The 18899-nt window shown below is 37.2% G+C and carries 18 protein-coding genes and 1 pseudogene; 9 read left to right on the forward strand and 10 right to left on the reverse strand.

Annotation, left to right across the window (positions count from 1 at the left end):
- From R3333_RS04465 to paaA, 5 genes are all read right to left on the reverse strand, one after another.
- On the reverse strand, nucleotides 1-391 hold a 391-nt coding region (locus R3333_RS04465; RefSeq protein WP_318957504.1), incomplete at its 3' end, for a hypothetical protein.
- 194 nt (nucleotides 392-585) lie between these two features.
- Nucleotides 586-1074, reverse strand: coding sequence for a 1,2-phenylacetyl-CoA epoxidase subunit PaaD (paaD, locus tag R3333_RS04470; protein WP_318957505.1), 489 nt, complete (start codon nucleotides 1072-1074; stop codon nucleotides 586-588).
- Between the two features lie 10 nt (nucleotides 1075-1084).
- Complete coding sequence (gene paaC, locus R3333_RS04475; protein WP_318957507.1) at nucleotides 1085-1843, reverse strand: 1,2-phenylacetyl-CoA epoxidase subunit PaaC; 759 nt, start codon at nucleotides 1841-1843, stop codon at nucleotides 1085-1087.
- 12 nt (nucleotides 1844-1855) lie between these two features.
- The gene (paaB, locus tag R3333_RS04480) at nucleotides 1856-2143 is read right to left on the reverse strand and encodes a 1,2-phenylacetyl-CoA epoxidase subunit PaaB (protein ID WP_318957508.1); all 288 of its coding nucleotides are present in this window, start codon (nucleotides 2141-2143) and stop codon (nucleotides 1856-1858) included.
- Nucleotides 2144-2153: 10 nt separating this feature from the next.
- Nucleotides 2154-3101, reverse strand: a complete 948-nt coding sequence (gene paaA / locus R3333_RS04485; RefSeq protein WP_318957510.1) for a 1,2-phenylacetyl-CoA epoxidase subunit PaaA — start codon at nucleotides 3099-3101, stop codon at nucleotides 2154-2156.
- Between the two features lie 652 nt (nucleotides 3102-3753).
- Here paaA and paaE point away from each other — a divergent pair.
- Genes paaE through R3333_RS04500 form a run of 3 tightly spaced genes read left to right on the forward strand, consistent with a single transcriptional unit; the run spans nucleotide 3754 to nucleotide 6594 of the window.
- The gene (gene paaE, locus R3333_RS04490) at nucleotides 3754-4830 is read left to right on the forward strand and encodes a 1,2-phenylacetyl-CoA epoxidase subunit PaaE (RefSeq protein WP_318957511.1); all 1077 of its coding nucleotides are present in this window, start codon (nucleotides 3754-3756) and stop codon (nucleotides 4828-4830) included.
- A 17-nt stretch (nucleotides 4831-4847) separates the two neighbouring features.
- Nucleotides 4848-5921, forward strand: coding sequence for a 2Fe-2S iron-sulfur cluster-binding protein (locus R3333_RS04495; protein ID WP_318957512.1), 1074 nt, complete (start codon nucleotides 4848-4850; stop codon nucleotides 5919-5921).
- On the forward strand, nucleotides 5914-6594 hold the full coding sequence (locus R3333_RS04500; RefSeq protein WP_318957513.1) for an SDR family NAD(P)-dependent oxidoreductase: 681 nt from the start codon (nucleotides 5914-5916) through the stop codon (nucleotides 6592-6594). Before R3333_RS04495 ends, R3333_RS04500 begins: the two co-directional genes overlap by 8 nt.
- Before the next feature lie 68 nt (nucleotides 6595-6662).
- Here R3333_RS04500 and R3333_RS04505 read toward each other — a convergent pair whose 3' ends face one another.
- The gene (locus R3333_RS04505) at nucleotides 6663-7667 is read right to left on the reverse strand and encodes a hypothetical protein (protein ID WP_318957514.1); all 1005 of its coding nucleotides are present in this window, start codon (nucleotides 7665-7667) and stop codon (nucleotides 6663-6665) included.
- A 136-nt stretch (nucleotides 7668-7803) separates the two neighbouring features.
- Between R3333_RS04505 and R3333_RS04510 the strand changes: the two genes are divergently transcribed.
- The 4 genes from R3333_RS04510 to R3333_RS04525 all read left to right on the forward strand — a co-directional run bounded on the left by R3333_RS04510 (nucleotide 7804) and on the right by R3333_RS04525 (nucleotide 11950).
- The gene (locus R3333_RS04510; RefSeq protein WP_318957516.1) at nucleotides 7804-8850 is read left to right on the forward strand and encodes an AI-2E family transporter; all 1047 of its coding nucleotides are present in this window, start codon (nucleotides 7804-7806) and stop codon (nucleotides 8848-8850) included.
- A gap of 189 nt (nucleotides 8851-9039) precedes the next feature.
- Nucleotides 9040-9714 (forward strand): hypothetical protein, encoded by a 675-nt coding sequence (locus tag R3333_RS04515; RefSeq protein ID WP_318957518.1) that lies wholly within the window; start codon nucleotides 9040-9042, stop codon nucleotides 9712-9714.
- A 21-nt stretch (nucleotides 9715-9735) separates the two neighbouring features.
- Nucleotides 9736-11394 (forward strand): hypothetical protein, encoded by a 1659-nt coding sequence (locus R3333_RS04520; protein WP_318957519.1) that lies wholly within the window; start codon nucleotides 9736-9738, stop codon nucleotides 11392-11394.
- A 76-nt stretch (nucleotides 11395-11470) separates the two neighbouring features.
- Nucleotides 11471-11950: a hypothetical protein gene (locus R3333_RS04525; protein WP_318957521.1), complete on the forward strand. Its 480-nt coding sequence runs from the start codon at nucleotides 11471-11473 to the stop codon at nucleotides 11948-11950.
- Nucleotides 11951-12100: 150 nt separating this feature from the next.
- On the opposite strand, the gene R3333_RS04530 is transcribed toward R3333_RS04525, so the two are convergent.
- Both R3333_RS04530 and R3333_RS04535 read right to left on the reverse strand, forming a co-directional pair.
- Nucleotides 12101-12892 (reverse strand): hypothetical protein, encoded by a 792-nt coding sequence (locus tag R3333_RS04530; protein WP_318957522.1) that lies wholly within the window; start codon nucleotides 12890-12892, stop codon nucleotides 12101-12103.
- 12 nt (nucleotides 12893-12904) lie between these two features.
- Entirely contained in the window at nucleotides 12905-14254 is a 1350-nt protein-coding gene (locus R3333_RS04535) for an APC family permease (protein WP_318957524.1), read from the reverse strand.
- Nucleotides 14255-14468: 214 nt separating this feature from the next.
- Between R3333_RS04535 and R3333_RS04540 the strand changes: the two genes are divergently transcribed.
- Nucleotides 14469-15476, forward strand: coding sequence for an amidohydrolase family protein (locus tag R3333_RS04540; protein WP_318957526.1), 1008 nt, complete (start codon nucleotides 14469-14471; stop codon nucleotides 15474-15476).
- Nucleotides 15477-15636: 160 nt separating this feature from the next.
- A complete protein-coding gene (locus R3333_RS04545) occupies nucleotides 15637-16269 on the forward strand; it encodes a MarC family NAAT transporter (RefSeq protein ID WP_318957528.1) in 633 nt (210 codons plus the stop codon).
- Nucleotides 16270-16369: 100 nt separating this feature from the next.
- On the opposite strand, the gene R3333_RS04550 is transcribed toward R3333_RS04545, so the two are convergent.
- Together R3333_RS04550 and R3333_RS04555 are read right to left on the reverse strand one after the other, a co-directional pair.
- Nucleotides 16370-18445, reverse strand: a complete 2076-nt coding sequence (locus R3333_RS04550; RefSeq protein ID WP_318957529.1) for a LamG-like jellyroll fold domain-containing protein — start codon at nucleotides 18443-18445, stop codon at nucleotides 16370-16372.
- Between the two features lie 148 nt (nucleotides 18446-18593).
- Nucleotides 18594-18899 (reverse strand): annotated as a pseudogene (locus R3333_RS04555) (MFS transporter); the annotation flags it as partial.

Genomic DNA, 18899 nt, shown 5'->3' on the forward strand with positions numbered 1-18899 from the left:
CTAAAATAAGATCGGCGCCTACAACTTGTATAGCGCCTCCATTTCCTGCAACACCGTTAGTAAGTGTTAAATTGTTTAAAGTAAGTGTACCTGAGGTAACGTCGAAAATTCTATCTAATCCATCACCATCTATCGTTGTGGTACCAAAGATATTTCCATTGATGGTTAAGTTTTTATCTACCGTAATTTGACCATTTGCTAAAAGAATATTAGAAACTGTTAAATCTACCGAAAGAGTTGCTCCCGGAGAGGCAGCAGCTATTTGACTCCTCAATGTTCCCGCAGAGCCATCGTCTGCGCCGCTGGTTATTATTTGTCCAAAAGCTACCACCGAACCAAGGGTCAGCGATACTGAAAGGACCATAAATCGAAGCATGTAAAATGTTTTCATAGGTTCTAAAGTTTAAGTTTTTAAAACCTACGATAGAAATCTAATTCTGGATTTTTCAACCTCCAAAAAAACTCAACTTTGATTTTTACAAGCGCCTCATTTAGGGCTGAATAAAAGAGCTTTAAGTGTTAATCATTAATATTAGGCACAAAAAAAAGAGCCTATTAAGCTCTTTCAAATTATTTTTCTAATGATTACTTCAAACATTTAAAATAGTCGAAGGGTTCCTGACAGTCTAAACACTGGTAATGCGCTTTACAAGCTGTGGATCCAAATTGGCTCACCATTTTTGTGTTTTTAGAATCACATCTTGGACAAGGTACAACTACAGGATCTGAAAAGAGAACTGATTTATCTACCTCATCTTGTGGTGGAGCAATTCCATATTCTTTCAACTTACGTCTTCCATTTTCTGTCAACCAATCCGTAGTCCATGCCGGAGAAAGCACTGTTTCAACGGTAACGTTTTCTATTCCTTCATTTTTAAAGGTCTCACGTATATCTTCTTCGATAACTTGCATGGCCGGACAGCCTGAGTACGTAGGTGTAATGGTTACGGTAACTTCCTCCCCTTTTACCTCTACATTTCTAACCACGCCTAGATCGACGATAGTTAAAACAGGGACTTCTGGATCACTTACGTGCTCCAGAAGATCCCATATATATTCTTTTGTAATTGTCATACTGCAAATATTACCACTCCATTCCTGGATAAGCTCTTTGCATGTATTGCATTTCTGCCAAGAGATATCCAAGGTGCTCAGAGTGCAATCCTTTTCTTCCTCCGTCTAATTGCCATTTTGTTTCTGGCAAAGTTAATGTTGCTTCTTCAATCACACGTTTTACTAAGTCTTCCCAATCTGCTCTTAGATCTTCTAAACTTGTAATGATTCCTGCTTCAATTAACGTTTGGTTTACTTCATCCTCAAAGAAAATTTCTTGAGAGAATCTCCATAAATCATTCAATGAAGCTTGTACTCTTTCGTGCGACTCTTCTGTTCCATCTCCTAAACGAATTACCCATTCCGCACTGTGCTTCACGTGGTATTTTACTTCTTTCAAAGATTTCTCAGCAATGGCAGCTAATTGTTCATCAGAACTTTTTGTTAATGCTGCGTACATGAATTGCTGGTAAGCCGAGAATAAGAATTGACGAACAATTGTTGCTCCGAAATCACCGTTAGGCTGCTCACACAACAATAAATTCGTATAATCTCTTTCGTATCTCAAGTAAGCCAAATCATCTGCTGATCTATCTTTACCTTCAACTTTTCCAGCGTATTCTAATAATGTTGTAGCCTGCCCAACTAAATCTAATGCGATATTTGTTAAGGCTATGTCTTCCTCTAAAATAGGACCGTGACCACACCACTCTGATAATCGTTGCGAAACAATTAATGCATCGTCTCCCAAACGAAGGGTATATTTAAATAATGCTTCTTCTTTTGTCATGCTAAAAATCGTTTACATGTGCTCAATACCATCTGGTACTTCGTAAAAAGTTGGGTGACGATAAACTTTGCTATCTGCAGGTTCAAATAAGCTATCTGCATCTGCAGGATCTGAAGCAAAGATGTTTTTAGATTCTACAACCCAAATGCTCACACCTTCTGATCTTCTTGTGTAAACGTCTCTTGCATTTTCTACAGCCATAGTTTCGTCAGCTGCACGTAAACTTCCCACGTGTTTGTGGCTTAACCCTTGTTTACTTCTTATAAAAACCTCGTATAAAGGCCATTCTTTCTTTGTCATGTAAATTCTTTTAAGATGCTTTACGTTGAGCTTTCTTTGCTGCGTATGCATTCGCCGCTTCTCTTACCCAACTTCCGTTTTCTTTTGCTTTTCTTCTCGCTTCAACACGTTCTTTGTTACAGATTCCGTTACCTGAAACAACCTGCCAGAACTCATCCCAGTTAATTTCACCGAAATCGTAAGAACCTTTTTCTTCGTTCCACTTTAAGTCTGGATCTGGAATTGTAAGTCCAACCAACTCTGCTTGAGGAACTGTTACGTCCACAAACATTTGTCTTAATTCATCGTTAGAATTACGCTTAATTTTCCATTTCATCGATTGCTCAGAGTGTTGCGAATCTGCATCACTTGGTCCAAACATCATCAAGGCTGGCCACCAGAATCTATTTAATGAATCTTGTGCCATTGCTTTTTGCTCTGGAGTACCTTGTGCTAATTTCGTTACAATCTCGAAACCTTGTCTTTGGTGGAAAGACTCTTCCTTACAAACCCTTACCATCGCTCTGGCGTATGGTCCGTAAGAACATCTACACAAAGGAACTTGGTTCATAATGGCTGCACCATCTACTAACCAACCAATTGTTCCCATATCTGCCCACGTTAACGTTGGGTAATTAAAGATACTTGAGTACTTCGCTTTTCCAGTATGTAAATCATCTATAGTCTCTTCTCTATCTGCTCCCAAAGTTTCGGCTGCAGAATAAAGGTAAAGTCCGTGACCTGCTTCGTCTTGCACTTTGGCCAACAAAACAGCTTTTCTTCTCAAGTTCGGTGCACGAGTAATCCAGTTACCTTCTGGCAACATACCTACGATTTCCGAGTGCGCGTGCTGAGATATTTGACGAATCAAGGTTTTTCTGTAGGCATCTGGCATCCAATCTTTTGGTTCGATTCTGATGTCAGCGTCTATCTTCTCTTGAAATCGCTTCTCTAATTCTTCTATGTTAATTTCTTTCATGCTTATTTCCTTTGATTCTCTCAAAAAACAAGTTTTGATCGAATGATTTTATCAAAATAGCGGTTCACAAAGATACAAAAATTATGGCGCTTTTTGCGGACCTAGGGCCTTGAAAGCACCCTTCCTTCACGAGCATAACAAAACTCATCCGTTTTTGTTTACTTCAATCCTAGAATTTCATACAACTTCTTTTGAAGGATACTTAAGCAACAAACCATCTGTAAAAGCGCTCAAAACCAAGTAGAATAGAAAAAATATTCTGAATTTCATTTCTTTTTTTTAGTTAGAAAATCTTGTATAGAGCTTGTATAAAAGGTGACAAATATCAAAGCATTCCCCCCCCTGTAAATTGACGATTATCAACAGGGAGAACAGCATCTAAATTTTGTACTCAATTTGCGATATATGAGTAAAGTTGATAATTCTCAAAAAGGGAGCAATGCTCTATGTGATAAATATCAATAAAACTGCTTCACCACATCGTAGAATCCACACTATCTTCTCCTTCGATAAGCTGAAAATCAAGACATCCCTTTCTTTTAAGCTAATAAAAACGTATTCATGATAATAGTCAAGGATGGGGATTGTATGCTCTATTACTAGGCAAAAGTCGTTAATCTGTTTATTTTTGTGCAGTTATTAAGCAAAACATATGACTCCAAAATTTCATACTTTAAAAATAAGCGAAGTTAGACGTGAGACGGAAGATGCTGTATCTGTGGCATTTGAAGTACCTAGCGAATTAAAAGAAGACTACAATTACAAAGCTGGTCAATACCTTACTTTGAGAACAACAATAGACGGTGAAGATTTGAGAAGATCTTACTCTATTTGTACGAGTCCTTTAGACGATGAATTAAGAGTTGCTATCAAGGAAGTTCCTGAGGGAAAATTCTCTGGTTTTGCCAACAAAGTTTTGAAGTCGGGAGACGAACTACAAGTAATGACGCCAACAGGGCACTTTAAATTAGAGCCTTCTGCAGATCACGAGAAATCTTACGCATTGTTTGCTGCAGGAAGTGGAATTACTCCAATTTTAGCCATTGCCAAAACAATATTAAAGGCAGAACCTAAAAGTGATGTTACTTTATTTTACGGTAACAAAGGTTTCCACAGTATCATTTTTAGAGAAGAATTAGAAGCTTTGAAAAACTTGTACATGAACAACTTTAGAATTGTACATGTTTTAAGTAGAGAGAGCTTAGGAAATAAATTACAAAAAGGAAGAATTGATCAAGACAAGTGTATTAACTTGTACAATGCTTTCTTAAAAGATACAGATTTAGACGAGGTGTTTATCTGTGGACCAGAGCAAATGATTTTAGGGGTGAAAGACGCCATGAAAGAATTGAATGTTCCTTCAGATAAAGTTCACTACGAATTATTTACAACGCCAGGAATGGCAATGAACCAGGCGCCAGTAAAAGCTACGGCAAACGAGCCAAATGTATCTTCTATGGTACACATCATTTTGGATGGAGACCAGATAGACATCCCTCTAGATTCTACGGGAGATAACATTTTGGATGCCGCACAAAAAGCAGGTGCAGATTTACCTTTTGCTTGTAAAGGAGGTGTATGTTGTACATGTAAGGCTAAAATTATCGAAGGTGAAGCTGTAATGGATGTTAACTACGCTTTAGAAAAAGACGAAGTTGATGCTGGTTATATCTTAACTTGTCAATCTCACCCAACGAGTGAAAAGTTGGTTGTATCTTTTGACGATTAATTAGGACGACAATTATTATGGGATTATTTAAAGGTCTTTTTAAAAAAGACATTAAACCAAAGAAAAGAGGATTTCTATACGCAGAAGTTATAGATGTTGTTAGAGAAACAAAGGATACCGTTAAGGTAGTTCTTAGTTTAGATGCTAAGGATAAATTTGTAGTTTATCCAGGACAGCACATCAATATAGCTGTTGAAATCGATGGTAAAGAGTACAGAAGATCTTACTCTATCTGTAGCGGAAGAGGTGAAGAGTTGGCCATTGGTGTGAAAGAAATTACGGATGGTATTGTTTCTAAATACATGAACAACGATGTAAAAGTTGGAGATCATATTTGGATTACAAAAGCTGAAGGAAGTTTTAGAATTGCTCAGGAAAACAAGAACATAGTTGCCTTTGCAGCTGGAAGTGGTATTACACCTATTTTATCTTTTGCCAAGCATATCGCAGGTGTAGACGGTAAAATGGAATTGTTATACGCCAACAAAACAGAGGCTGACATCATTTTCAAAAAGGACATTGACGCCTTGAGTAAAAATGTAAATGCACATTACTACCTTACCCAAGAGGAGAAAGAAGGATATGGAAAAGGACGAATTAATAAAGAAGCCGTAAGTGCTTTTGTTAAGGCGAACTTAGATGTGTTAAAAGCAGATGGTTTTTACTTCTGTGGTCCGGAGGAAATGATTGCAGATGCACTTGAAGCGTTGAAAGTTTTTGGTGTAAGCGAAGATAAATTGCATTACGAATTATTTACAACTCCTACGCTATTGAAATCGCATGAAACGGAAGTGCATGCCGATTATAAAGGAGAAAGTAAGGTTACTGTAATTTTAGATGACGAGGAAACTCGCTTTACAATGAAATCTGATGGAGACACTTTGTTGTCTGAATTAGAAAGTGAAGGAGTTGACGCTCCTTACTCATGTAGAGGTGGTGTTTGTAGTACGTGTAAAGCGAAAGTATTGAAAGGTTCGGCCCACATGGATATGAACTACACGTTAACAGACGAAGAAATTGCTGAAGGTTACATTTTAACCTGTCAATCTCACCCGAATTCTGAAGAATTAATAGTGACGTACGATGACTAAGAATATAGTAATTCTAGGTTGTAGCAGAGGTATAGGTTTTGAAGCGGTTAAATTCATTTCTGAACATACAGATCACAACGTAATTACCCTTTCTCGAAACGTAAGTTCTTTAGAGGGGATGAAAAACGTAGATGCTTTTAGTTTTGACTTAAACAGTGAAAACGTACGCGAAGAATTATCTGCGATTCTTAAAAATTACAAAAGCCTGGATATACTCATTAACAATGCTGGAACCTTAGTAAACAAGCCATTTTTGGAGTTATCTCAGGAAGAAATTGCTACGAGCTACCAAACCAACATTGTTGGGATAATGGCTGCTACACAAGCTTTTGTTGAGCACGTAGGAGAAGGAGCTGCACACATTTTAAATATTTCATCTGTAGGTGGTATTCAAGGAAGTGTGAAATTTGCAGGACTTTCTGCTTACTCTACCTCTAAAGCTGCTTTGGTGAGTTTTACCGAATTATTTGCTGAGGAGTTTAAGGAAACTGAAATAGACATGAACTGTTTATGTTTAGGTGCAGTACAAACAGAAATGTTAGCTCAAGCCTTTCCTGGATATGAAGCTCCAATTAGTGCAGCGAAAATGGCCAAGTATATCGTAGAGTTTTCTTTAACAGGAAACGAGTACTACAAAGGAAAAATATTACCTGTATCTATGTCAACACCTTGATAAAGTACAGAAAAATAATAATAAAAAAGCGGCACTTTTTGAGGTGCCGCTTTTTTTATAACTGATTTCTATTGCTCAATAGTTTTTATAACTTTTCCAGCCTTGTCTTTAACATACCATGGGTAAATTGCATTTCCTTGTTCGTCGTAATTTTTGTAATAAAAATGGGTAAAAGGATAGGAATGTTCTACCACCTCACCAGTTAATACAACTTCTTGCTCATCATCTCCTACCTTATGATACAGTAATTTCCCGTTATAGCTGTATTTCAAATATTCAATTTCTTCATTTGCAGCATACACAATTTTTACAAAAATTTGATTGTTCCCAATATAATAATGTAGGTATTCTCCTTCCTTTTTATCATTCACAAAATTGGTAACGTCAATCAAATCTCCATGTTCATTATAACTATAACTTACCCCGTCTCGTTTTCCATTTCGCATAGTATAATCATATTGAATTAGAAAACTGTCCTTATCGTAGTAATGATGGTATTGTATTACTTTCCCATGAAGTGTATCATTTACGTAGTTCCCAACAGATCTAAGCATCATGGTATCTCTTTCATTTTTGTACAAATAAAACCAACTTTTACCGTTTGCCTTACCATTTTTCATTTCATAACACCAATCAAAGCCACTGCTCTGGTTTAAATATTTTTGTATTGGTGATTCCGCATAAGTTTTGAATACACTTAAAGTATCCTCGCCTACATATTCATGGGTTACAACAGCCGTTCTAAGTCCATTATTAAAAAGCCTTACAGAGTCTACTTTTCCTTGAGAAAAATGTGCAAATACTGAATCTACACTCCAGGAAAACTTGGACAACCCAGGTAGTGTATGAGTAGGGGTTGTATAAAATTCATTGAAAAAACCAACTCTCTCCACATTAGAGTTTTTATATACATGTGTTACGTAGCCCGTAAACACTTTTTTTCCTTTTCGCCATAAATTCTTTTTTAGGTAAAGTTGATTCAAAGTAAGGGTATCAACATTTGAGGCATTTTCTTTAGCGTTTACAGAAAACATCCCTCCAAGCAGTAGTAACAGTAGTAGTGTATTTTTCACATAACAAAAATAATAAAACCAACTAAAAATCTAAATCATTAAACTTAAAGCAGCAGTACCCTTAGATTAACTTTCTATAAACCTTTCGGTGCTCTCCACAATTTATATACCTTTAAACCTAACAAAATCTACACACATGGTAAAGAAAAATTCGAAGTTAGATAGATCTGCAAAATCCTTATTCATCGGTTTGGTCATTTGTCTCTTGCTCATTTACGGTGGAGATATTGTAATGCCTATTTTACTTTCTGGATTTGTAGCAACCCTATTAACTCCTTTGGCCAACACCTTTGAAAAATGGCATTTCCCCAGAGCTCTATCTTCTTTGGTTGCTGTTTTACTCGCCTTTACATTTATGCTAAGTGTGGTCACCTTAATTAGTGTAAAAAGTACAGATATAATAACCGATTTAGATTTAGTAAAAAAGGTAAATCAATTGGAGTTTTTAAATTCTAAAGACAGTTTTGATGCTGAAATGGATTCTCGATTAGGAGATTACAAAAGCATGGTTTACAGCAGTGTTGAAGGATTAAAAAACATGCTTTTACAAGCCGGTGAACAAGCGGCAACCAGTTTAAAAGACGCATTTATCTTCTTAGTCACCTTCCCTGTTTACCTTTTCTTCATGTTAATGTACCGCAGAAATATTGGTGATTTTATTTTAGAATATCTGAAAGGAACCAACATTAGCAACCCTCAGGATTTAATCCTAGATATGCAAAAAGTACTGCAGCAATACCTGAAAGGTTTAGCATTACTTATACTCATCATTAGCAGTTTAACTGGAATAGGACTCTTTTTCTTAGACATAAAACACGCCTTCATTATTGGAATAATTAGTGGTATTTTAACCTTAATTCCTTTTGCTGGAGTAATCATCAGTGCATTAATTCCTATAATCATAGCTTTGGCTACCAAAGACAGCATGTGGTATGCCGTGGGTGTTATTGCAGTATACGCGGTAGTTCAATTTTTGGAAGGAAACGTTATCACCCCCAAAGTCGTAGGAAATAGTATCAATATCAATCCTTTGGTGGTCATCGTAGGCTTAGTGATTATGGGTGCCCTTACAGGAATTATCGGTATGATTTTAACACTTCCGATCTTGGCTATATTGAAAGTGATCACCAACCACTATAGCGAATTAAGACCTTGGAAAATACTCATGCAGGACAAGGAATAGACACGGGAGTAATCTTCAAACTAATTTCCTAGGGAGAATCACCCTAAATGCTGGGGCAAAAACTTCCGATTCTCCCCTAAATTCATGGATTTACTACTTTTTTCTTGCTCTATTTCATTAAACTAATTTTCTTTGCGTTCGCGAATGGGGAACTACCTCCATTCCTTTGTTTTACACTCAATATTACGTATGAAGAAAAGTTTACTGCTATTAACGAGTCTTCTTTGCTTGAGCTATACTGGTTCAGCACAAGAAGAAGCTACAAATAGCTATTCGCCACGACCTTCTGTTGGACTTCAAGTAGGAAGTTTGGGAGCTGGTTTACAATTCACCTACCCTATTTCAAAAAGAATAGAATTAAGAGCTTCTGGAACCTTTTTACCTGAACTAGGTATGAGCTTTACAGGTACCTCTGGAGGTGCAGATGTTAGTTCTGACTATCGCTTCTCAACTGGTAGCGCTTCTTTAATTGGAACTTATGCTCCTTTTGCCAAACGTCCTGGGTTAAAAATTGCTGCTGGTGCGGTATATACAATAACTAAAATTAGTGCTGTTAACGCGTACTACCTGCCAGATTATGATGAAGATTTAGGAATTTTAGGCATTGAAATTACACCAGGATTACCCGTAAACCCTTACCTAGGAATCGTTCTTGGGAATGCTGGTAAAGCAAAATGGGTAAGCTATGCTTTTGAATTCGGCGCGATGTATCACGGAAAACCATCTGTTACAATGACCGGAGAAGGAAGAATAGCACCTACTGCAAATCCAAGCAATACGGCTGTTATTGAAAACAACATTTCAAGTTTTCAATTCTACCCCTATGCGAACTTTCAAATCAACTTCTTTTTAAAGAAGCAATAATTCAATCTAAGGAAAAGAAAAATGAAAAAGAATATAATTAAAGGATTGGCTTTCCTTGCATTACCAGCTTTACTTTTTGGTGCTTGTAAAAAAGTTGATATTACGGATGGTGTTGTTGAGGTATTTAACGTATCGTCTTCAAAAGCAAGTGTATCTTTTCAATTTGTAGATGCCAATACAGGGCAACTCTTGGATATGAATGGTAATGAAGATATTCAAATTCGCATTGGGGGTGCAAATGCTCAAGATGTTTCAGATAATTTTGGTGCCCAAAAATATGGTGCTGATTTGGGGTTATTATCACTTTCGATTGCTGAAAGTTTAATACCTTCTGAAAATACGCCGGTTGAATTTACCGTACACGCTACTGCCAATGGATACTTTCCATCAAGTACTGATGTTACCTTGATAGAAGAAGGTCATACCCATATTTCTGTAAGCATGGTTAGTGTAAACAATGCACCGCAAGATATTAAAGTGGCTACAGATTTAATTGCCGGAGTAGGATCTACAGGTGAAATTTCTTCTGATTTCTCTTTAATGCCTGCAGTATCTAATTCTGGAACTACGGCGGAAGTGAATATCTCTACTGGAACTAAATTAATGGACAAAAACGGAAATGCAGTTTCAGGGAATATAGATGTTGAACTTGCTTATGTTGACCCAAATGGTGAAAATGCTAGTTTAGTTTTACCGGGTGACTTGAACAGAGCTCAAATGGACAATGGAGAGTTTATGACTTTTAACACATTAGGAGCCGTTGCCATGGACATGTACGCAGGTACAAAAGAAGTTACCAACTTTGACACTCCAATTCAGATGACCATTAGCATTCCTAATGGAGCAACAAAGTTTGATGGATCTGCTATTGCGGCAGGAGATGATTTTGGTGTTTACAGTTACGATGAAGAAAATTCTAACTGGAAATTGGAAAGTACTGAAACCGTGAGCATGAACACAACTTCTGGTTTATTAGAAGTTACTTTTGATATGGCGCACTTATCTGCTTGGCAAGTTGCTGAAGGAGAAAAAACATCTTCAGGCTATGATTACAATATGGTAACGTTTAATTCTAACTGTCAGGATTATTACTTAAACACATCAGAGATCATTTGGGAGTATGTTGAAGAATCTGGAAGTGTTAGTCACAGACAAACTGCGAGCTTCCAATTTGGTTCTCCTATGAAAATTGTAAGTGTAATTAGTGCAAAAGCGAATTATGCCAATAACGTAACCTACAAATGGTACAAAAAAGGTAATCCTTCTGACTTTATTACTGCACCTGCAACTTACCAGGCAAACCCAACAGTAAATTTACCAGATGCATGGTGTGTAGCTGAAAATACTCCCTTTAAGATTTTACTTTCTACAAGTTGTCCGGACAACCCAAATAGAATTTACAAACCAAATTGCTTCGTTTTTGCTTTTGAAGAAGGAAAGTTTAACGAGTTTGGAGAATGGAAAATATTAGGACAAATGAAAGGTGGTGAAATAGAAACCTCTACTGGAGTTCTAGAAAAAGGAAAAGAATACACCATTGGATGTATTTATCAAGATAAGTTAGTATTCTTAACAGGTACCTTAGACAACTTTGATTTAGGTAAAGTTTTAGTGGATGGAAATGATATTGACTTGAGTAGACCTTTGACGAATGCAGAATGTTCTTATTTGAAGGGCTAATCTATATAAGTTGAAAAAAGTTAAGGAGTGAAGTTTATTCACTCCTTTTTTTATTTTTGAAAGAAAGAATCACCTTATGAGAACATGGTTTCAGTACGAATATGGATTTGTGAATATTGACGACACCAATATTTATTTAACGAATACAGGGAACTGGTCAGACATCAGAGTTCTTAAAGAATTGAATTATACCACCTCAAAAGCTCAGAATAAATCTGTAAAGGTTGGACTCATCATAATTACCCTATTCTTTACTTTATTAATTCTTTTCAATGTTCTCAGTGCTAAGTTTAGCTTGGGGTTATTTGCTTTATCTGTTATAGCCGTAATTTCCACTTATCGTTACATGCGCACAGAAATAGGAGCTCAGTTTAAAATTCCAACAAATAAATTGTTAAAGGTTGAACGTGAGGATAAAGATGCTGTGCTTACCTTTTTAAATTATATGAACGAGCCAACTACCCACGTTCTAAAAAATGTAAAAGAAAACCATTACGCCCTACTTATAGATCTTTGTTCTGGAGATAAAAACACAGTTGAACTCTGCCACAGATAGGAGTGGCAGCTTTGCTTTGGGGATATTTAGCAGGCCTTAACTATTGCATACGACCCGCGGAAGTATGCAAAGGTTTTAGGAATGCTTAATAGACCATAAGTAAACTATAACGGATAGCTGGACCCCAAATCCTTTTTGGGGGGGGGCAGCCTACTTCTTATCTTCTTCTTGCTCGTAACCTGGTGTTACATATTTAAATCGTTTTGGATCAAAAATGAATCGCAAGTACAATTGATCTGTAGCTTCTCTTTCTGGAAGTAAGTTTGGATTCTTTAATAAGCTATCCTTATTGTATTTCAACTTTGCTTTGTACAACCAAATATCTTGTGCAATGGATGCGCTTCCTTTTTGATACGTTGTTATATAAGCAGCCTCGTCTTCCTTTCCCAACTCAGAGAATAAAGGAAAACTCAATACTTTCAATAACCGCTTATCGGCATAGGCATAAACCGATCTATACATACCATTAAGAACGCGGTAATCTATGATAATATCTTCTTTAGCAGGCGATAGAATTTTCTTAAAGGATACTTCAAGGTCTTGGGTTATGTTTGCACCAATTCCGGCTGTCGTTACAAATTCATCTCTGGCAGCATCATATAGAAAAAGGTAGTTTTCGGGACTATTATATCCCATGTCTTTAAAATTCTTCATACTCCCTACGCGCTCTACTTTATCGAAGGCGTATTTTTCTCTTTGAAGTATGAAAACCTTATCTTTCAAGGTATCGGCATTAACATGGGCATCGTAGGAGAAGAACTTGTATTCTTCTGCTGCATTGATTCCCAATTTGTTTTCCATAAAGCGCTTTGCTCTCTCCTCCACACTTAACTTCTCGCTAGGGGTGTCTGTTTGTTGAGGCTTTGTTTCCGTAGAAGCATCTGTTCCACACCCCAATAAGATTGCTGAAAAAACTAATCCGATAACTGTACTCTTTTTCATGCTACAAGTATACTATTTATTCGATATTTCAAGACGATTCTTACGTTTGAAAATTTCATAAACCAACAAGCCTACTCCCAATAAAATGCATCCATAAAGCGCAGGTTTATTTCCATCGGATAGGACCGCAACCAAAAAACCGATCACTACCAATGCAAAAATGGATGGTATTACCGGGCCTAGTGGAATTCTAAAACTATAGTCTGCTTTATCTTTTACCTTTCTAAAATAAAAGACTCCTATGCCTGAGAGGAGTAAAAAGATCCATTCTATAAAAGTGACATAATTAATAAGGTTCTCAAAACTCCCCCAAAACACCAATAATACAGCGCTCCAAAATGACTGAACGAGTATAGCATTTGCTGGGGTATCATATTTTTTATGTCGTTTAGCTGTCCACTTAAAAAACACTTGATCTTTGGACATGGCGTAGTAAATTCTCGGTGCAGACATGGTGAAAATAAAAGCCGATCCAAAGGTGGAAACCACAATAAGCAGACTCACCAAAGTTCCTCCTCTACTCACAATTTTATTCATAGCATCTACAGCAGGCTTTGTACTATTCATTAAACCTTCGACACCCAAAACATTGATGTAGGTATAATTGCATAACCAGTAACAAAGGGTCACAAAAGCCACTCCGATAAGCATAGCCATAGGTACCGATCGTTTAGGATTCTTGGCATCTGCCGCTAAAAAAGAAGCGTGTTGAAATCCTCCAAACGACCACATTACTGGAATCATAGACAAGGCCACACCTATCCATAAATCTCCATTAGACTTGCGCGGTAAAGCTTCGGGAATTAATTCACCATTTTCTTTGTTTATAAAAAAGAGTCCGGCAGCAATCAACACAAATATTCCAAGGATTTTAAGCACGGAGAGGATATTGATAAATATTTCGCCAAGCTTTATACCTCGTACATGAATCAAAGTATTAAAGGCTATCATCAACAAAGCTATAAGTAGAACCTCTTGCTGAGAAAAAGGAGATCCCAGTAGCGTATTAAAATAAGAGGAACTTGCAATTACAAGTGCTGCAATGGAACCTGAGGTAATAACACTAAGTACTATCCATCCGTAGAGGAAGGCCATGCGCTTACCGTAGGTTTCCTTCAAAAAAACATATATTCCTCCTGCTTTTGGGAAGAGTCCTACCAATTCGCTGTAGGTGAGCGCTCCACAAAAAGCAACTCCACCACCAATTAGCCAGGCCCACAGGATAAAACTCTCCTCCCCGATGTAGCGTGCCACACTTTGAGGAGATAGAAAGATTCCGGATCCTATACAAGCACCGACCACCACCATGGTAAGGCCGAAAACACTAATTTTTCTGGTTGAGTTTTCTTTCAATTTTGCCATCACTTTAAAATTAAACAAATCCTGTATCCACGGATGAATATTGTAAAAATATAGCTGTTAAGTTTTACACATATTTCAAGGATTTGGTAGCCCTTGGTTTACAAGATTCTACTAAAGCTTAACTACAGGTTTATCAAAAGTATTTGTACGCCGCCCGTTAAATTCTTATTTTCGCTGGGGCAAAAAAACACATTCTTAAACTAAATAGATACTTATGCTTAAAATAGATATGCACACGCACATCATTCCGAAACATTTACCGGATTGGACGAAGAAGTTCGGATATGGTGATTTCATTTACCTTGACCACAAGGAAGAAGGAGTTGCCGACATGATGCAAGGTGGGCAATATTTTAGAACCATTAAAGAAAATTGCTGGAACGAAGAGGTGAGAATTCAGGAGTACAAAATGTTTGACACGCAAGTGCAAGTTGTTTGTACAATTCCGGTGATGTTCTCTTATTGGGCAAAGCCAAAAGACTGTTTAGAACTTTCTGAGTTTTTAAATGACCACATTGCTAATTTGGTTGCTAAATATCCAAAGAACTATATAGGTTTAGGAACTGTTCCTATGCAAGACACGGAGTTGGCGATTCAGGAATTAGAGCGTATTAAGAAAATTGGATTGGTGGGAATACAAATAGGTTCTAACATCAACGATTTAAACTTAAACGAAGAACAGTTTTTCCCAATTTTTGAAGCTTGTGAGCGTTTAGGATTAGCAGTTATGGTGCACCCATGGCAAATGATGGGATTTGATAGCATGCGTAAGTACTGGTTACCTTGGTTGGTTGGAATGCCAGCTGAAACATCAAGAGCAGCGTGTTCTTTAATTTTTGGAGGTGTGTTAGAGAGATTACCTAATCTACGTGTTTGTTTATCTCATGCCGGTGGTGAATTCTTGTTTACTATGGGTAGAATTGAACACGGTTTTAACTGTCGACCAGATTTAGTTGCGATAGACAACAAAAAGAACCCAAGAGAATACATCGGTAAAATGTGGGTAGATTGTATCACGCACGATATTGATGCTTTGAAATACATCTTAAACATGCAAGGCAGTAAGCGTGTAAGTTTAGGTTCTGATTATCCTTTCCCATTAGGAGATCTTGAGATTGGAAAATTCATTACAGATAGTGATTTACCGCAAAATGTAATTGAAGATATTTTCTGCAACTCAACTTTAGAGTGGTTAGACTTGAAAAAAGAAATGTTTTTATAATTGAAAACAAAAAAGATAGTAAAGGTGGACAGTTTTGTTCACCTTTTTTTGTGCCCTTCCTTAAGATAAAGCTCATATAGCCTTGACTTAGTTTTAACCGTAGTATAACCTTTTGGCTACCTAATCTTCCTTAAAGGCAGCTTAGTTTTGCGGCAAAAAAATGGAACTTTTCTTAATCTCCCTTGGCGCTATGTTTTCCATTATGAATCCATTGAGCACCGTCCCCGTTTTTGTGAGCTTAACCGCCGATCATGAATTAAAAGAAAAAAACAGAGTTGCTGTTTGGACCTCCATTAACGTGCTTATCATTCTCCTACTCTCTTTTTTTGTAGGACAATACATACTTCAATTTTTCGGCATTAGCATTAACGCGTTAAAAATTGCTGGAGGATTAATTATCACCAGTTCTGGATTTGCCTTACTTACCGGTAAATTTAAAGAACACAAGGGGATGACTTCCTCGAAAGTTGATAAGGATATTCGATCTAGATCTGATATTGCTTTAACACCTTTGGCTATTCCCATGCTGGCAGGTCCTGGTACCATATCATTACTCATTACCTTAAATCAAGAGCATAAAGCAATGTTTGATGTTCTCATCTTAATGGGGGCCATGTTTGTGGCTTGTACTTTCATCTTTTTACTCCTTAAAAGTGCTCAGTACATCGTAAACCTTTTAGGTGCTTCGGGTATTAATGCACTCTCACGCATCATTGGTTTCATCGTTATTGCCATAGGAATAGAGTACATCATTTCTGCGGTAAGTAATTTGTTCCCAGCATGGGTGGGTTAATCCCAAATAAAGTGAGTCTTTCATTTAAAGCTATGAATAGCCTCAAAAAGAACGGAACATAAAAAAGGCCGACATCTAATTAAACGTCGGCCTTTCCATATTATCTTAAGACATTTATATGTCCGAGAATGTACTCGCTGTAAACTCTTTCGGTGGTATACTTAATTTTATATACATAAACACCATCAGGAACAAGTTGCCCGTTATAGGTTCCGTCCCAAACATCGGCTATATCCGTTGAAGAAAAAATCAGCGTTCCAGTACGGTTAAAAATGTTTAATTCGTACACCATGAACTTACAATCACCTTCCACTTTAAACCCGTCATTAGCGGCATCACCATCAGGAGTAAAACTATTAGGGATGTAGATGTTACAATCACAGTTTTCAAACAATATCAAAACACTATCTGCAGCAATTCCACATTCATTCTCCACAAGCACACCATATGTACCTGCCTGATCTACGGTAATATTACTTGCATTAGAACCTGTTGACCAGGTGTAGGTATCTATACTTGAAACACTCAAATTAGTAAGTGTAACTTGCTCACCTTCACAGGCAATTTGTGTACTCCCTAGGTTAATTTCTGGTTGGTCTATAATCTCCACTGTAATGGTATCCTGATTCACACAGTTTCCATCAGTAACCGTAACATTGTATTCACCCGAACTTGTAACAATAAAGCTATTGTTCGTACTTCCATCTTGCCATAAGTGGTTGTAATTATTCGAAAGTCCTGTAGATAAACCAAAGGTACCATTACCTCCACAAAGTGTCGTATCTACTCCTAAATCAAAGTCTAGATCTACAACTTGAACATTAATTGTATCAGAACCCGTACAACCTTGAACATCTACTTCAACCCAGTAAGTACCCGAAAGTGTTACATCATAAAAAGGAGTTGTAGTTGTTCCATCTTGCCACATATAAGTTGCTCCTGCAAAACTTTCTCCAATGGTTAAAGGTGAGGTACAAACAGAGGTATCGTTTCCTAAATCAAAAACAAAAGGAGCTTGATCTAAAATATACTCGGCCCTGTAGGTATCTCCTATTGAACTTTCGTTGGCAAATTGGAAGGCACAACTATTAGGCGCCCCTACTAAGGTAGTCCAAGGACCACTGGCATTGTCATTACGTTCGTTCAAAGCAAAACAAGAACTACATCCGTAATCTTGAATATTATAATTAATATCGTAGGTACCGTCTACACCTGTTAAGAAAACACCGTAGTAATTCCCTGCAGGATTATTAATATTTGTAAGGTTATTTGGCAACTGATTTACTCGATATATATGCACCCCAAGTGAACTCACAGAGTTAATATTTGAAACTTCAAAAACATCACCGGCAGACACCACATAATTTAAAGTAGTACCCGCTAAGCTGGCAGCATAAGCGAAGGTTGAACCATCTCCTAGTGGTGCTCCAGATAAAATTGATGGAGTTGCACCAAAACCAAGTAATGTACCATCATTCGTATTGGTACTTTCATCTGGTAATGTTGTTCCTGCAATGTTATCGAAATTGTAATACGCTTTCAATCCAGGTTCATTCCCCAACAACTTCTTACACAAATTCGTTCTAATTTCGTTTTCAGTTCTGGCATCATCCCAAAGTCTTACTTCGTCGATATCTCCATCGAAATATCTAACATTCATAATACCCCATTGACCAATTGTAGCATTATCTCCCGTGGCACCTGCTATGATTGCATCTGTAGTTGGGTCTGTATCCGCCTGCTCAATACCATTGATGTACATTTTCATTCCATCAACAGGATCTAAAATTGCAGCAACGTGTATCCATGTATTCGCTGGCCACGTGTTTAAATCTGAATAAATAACAAAGTTGTTTAACCCTACTCTTCTTGAAAAACTGATTTTACCTCCATTCCCAGGAGATATAGCATTGGTTTCAAATCCTAAATGAAATTGATCTGTACCTGTAAATGGGTTACTCCCACTTCTTCCAGCGATACAGTAACCATTTGCTAAAGTATTGTCAACGGCATTATCTAATTTAACCCATGCTTCAATCGTTCTTACCCCCGTTGCAACTTGATCTCCAAGTGAAACACCGGTAGCGGCACCATCAAAGTTTAAGGTATTCCCACTTCCTTGAGCAAAGGTTATGGACGCAATGATTAAGCTAAATATGAAAAATGTATATTTCAATGTAAAGTCTTTTTATAGGGGAACAAAACTACGAAATTTAATGGAAATCGGGTTATATCTTAGAGAGACCTCTGTCAATTTTTTGTTCATAAAAAAAGGATGCGTTGAAAAGCCAACGCATCCTTTAATATCCTAAACAACAGTGTAATTACTTCACACCGTGCATTAACTTTTTCAATAGTCTTCCTGATAAAATCACCAAGATACCTGCCACAATAGGAATGATAGTAAAGATTAAGAAGAACGTAGATAATGAGTACTCCTCCTTAATGTTTTCAATTTGACCACCCGCAACCGCTGCTAATTTGTTTCCTATAGCGATAGCCAAGTACCACATACCAAACATAAAGGCAATCATTCTTGCAGGAACTAATTTACTCACGTAAGACAATCCTACAGGAGATAAACAAAGTTCACCAAGGGTATGGAACAAGTAGGCGAAAATCAACCATAC

This window comes from Lishizhenia sp. (assembly GCF_033720595.1).
Lineage (GTDB): Bacteria > Bacteroidota > Bacteroidia > Flavobacteriales_D > Crocinitomicaceae > Lishizhenia.

Coding starts and splice junctions, on each gene's coding strand:
- R3333_RS04525 (WP_318957521.1), top strand. CDS start 11,471: ATGAGAACATGGTTTCAGTACGAATATGGATTTGTGAATATTGACGAC.
- paaA (WP_318957510.1), bottom strand. CDS start 3,101: ATGAAAGAAATTAACATAGAAGAATTAGAGAAGCGATTTCAAGAGAAG.
- R3333_RS04515 (WP_318957518.1), top strand. CDS start 9,040: ATGAAGAAAAGTTTACTGCTATTAACGAGTCTTCTTTGCTTGAGCTAT.
- R3333_RS04530 (WP_318957522.1), bottom strand. CDS start 12,892: ATGAAAAAGAGTACAGTTATCGGATTAGTTTTTTCAGCAATCTTATTG.
- paaD (WP_318957505.1), bottom strand. CDS start 1,074: ATGACAATTACAAAAGAATATATATGGGATCTTCTGGAGCACGTAAGT.
- R3333_RS04545 (WP_318957528.1), top strand. CDS start 15,637: ATGGAACTTTTCTTAATCTCCCTTGGCGCTATGTTTTCCATTATGAAT.
- R3333_RS04535 (WP_318957524.1), bottom strand. CDS start 14,254: ATGGCAAAATTGAAAGAAAACTCAACCAGAAAAATTAGTGTTTTCGGC.
- R3333_RS04495 (WP_318957512.1), top strand. CDS start 4,848: ATGGGATTATTTAAAGGTCTTTTTAAAAAAGACATTAAACCAAAGAAA.
- R3333_RS04540 (WP_318957526.1), top strand. CDS start 14,469: ATGCTTAAAATAGATATGCACACGCACATCATTCCGAAACATTTACCG.
- paaB (WP_318957508.1), bottom strand. CDS start 2,143: ATGACAAAGAAAGAATGGCCTTTATACGAGGTTTTTATAAGAAGTAAA.
- paaC (WP_318957507.1), bottom strand. CDS start 1,843: ATGACAAAAGAAGAAGCATTATTTAAATATACCCTTCGTTTGGGAGAC.
- R3333_RS04510 (WP_318957516.1), top strand. CDS start 7,804: ATGGTAAAGAAAAATTCGAAGTTAGATAGATCTGCAAAATCCTTATTC.
- R3333_RS04500 (WP_318957513.1), top strand. CDS start 5,914: ATGACTAAGAATATAGTAATTCTAGGTTGTAGCAGAGGTATAGGTTTT.
- R3333_RS04520 (WP_318957519.1), top strand. CDS start 9,736: ATGAAAAAGAATATAATTAAAGGATTGGCTTTCCTTGCATTACCAGCT.
- paaE (WP_318957511.1), top strand. CDS start 3,754: ATGACTCCAAAATTTCATACTTTAAAAATAAGCGAAGTTAGACGTGAG.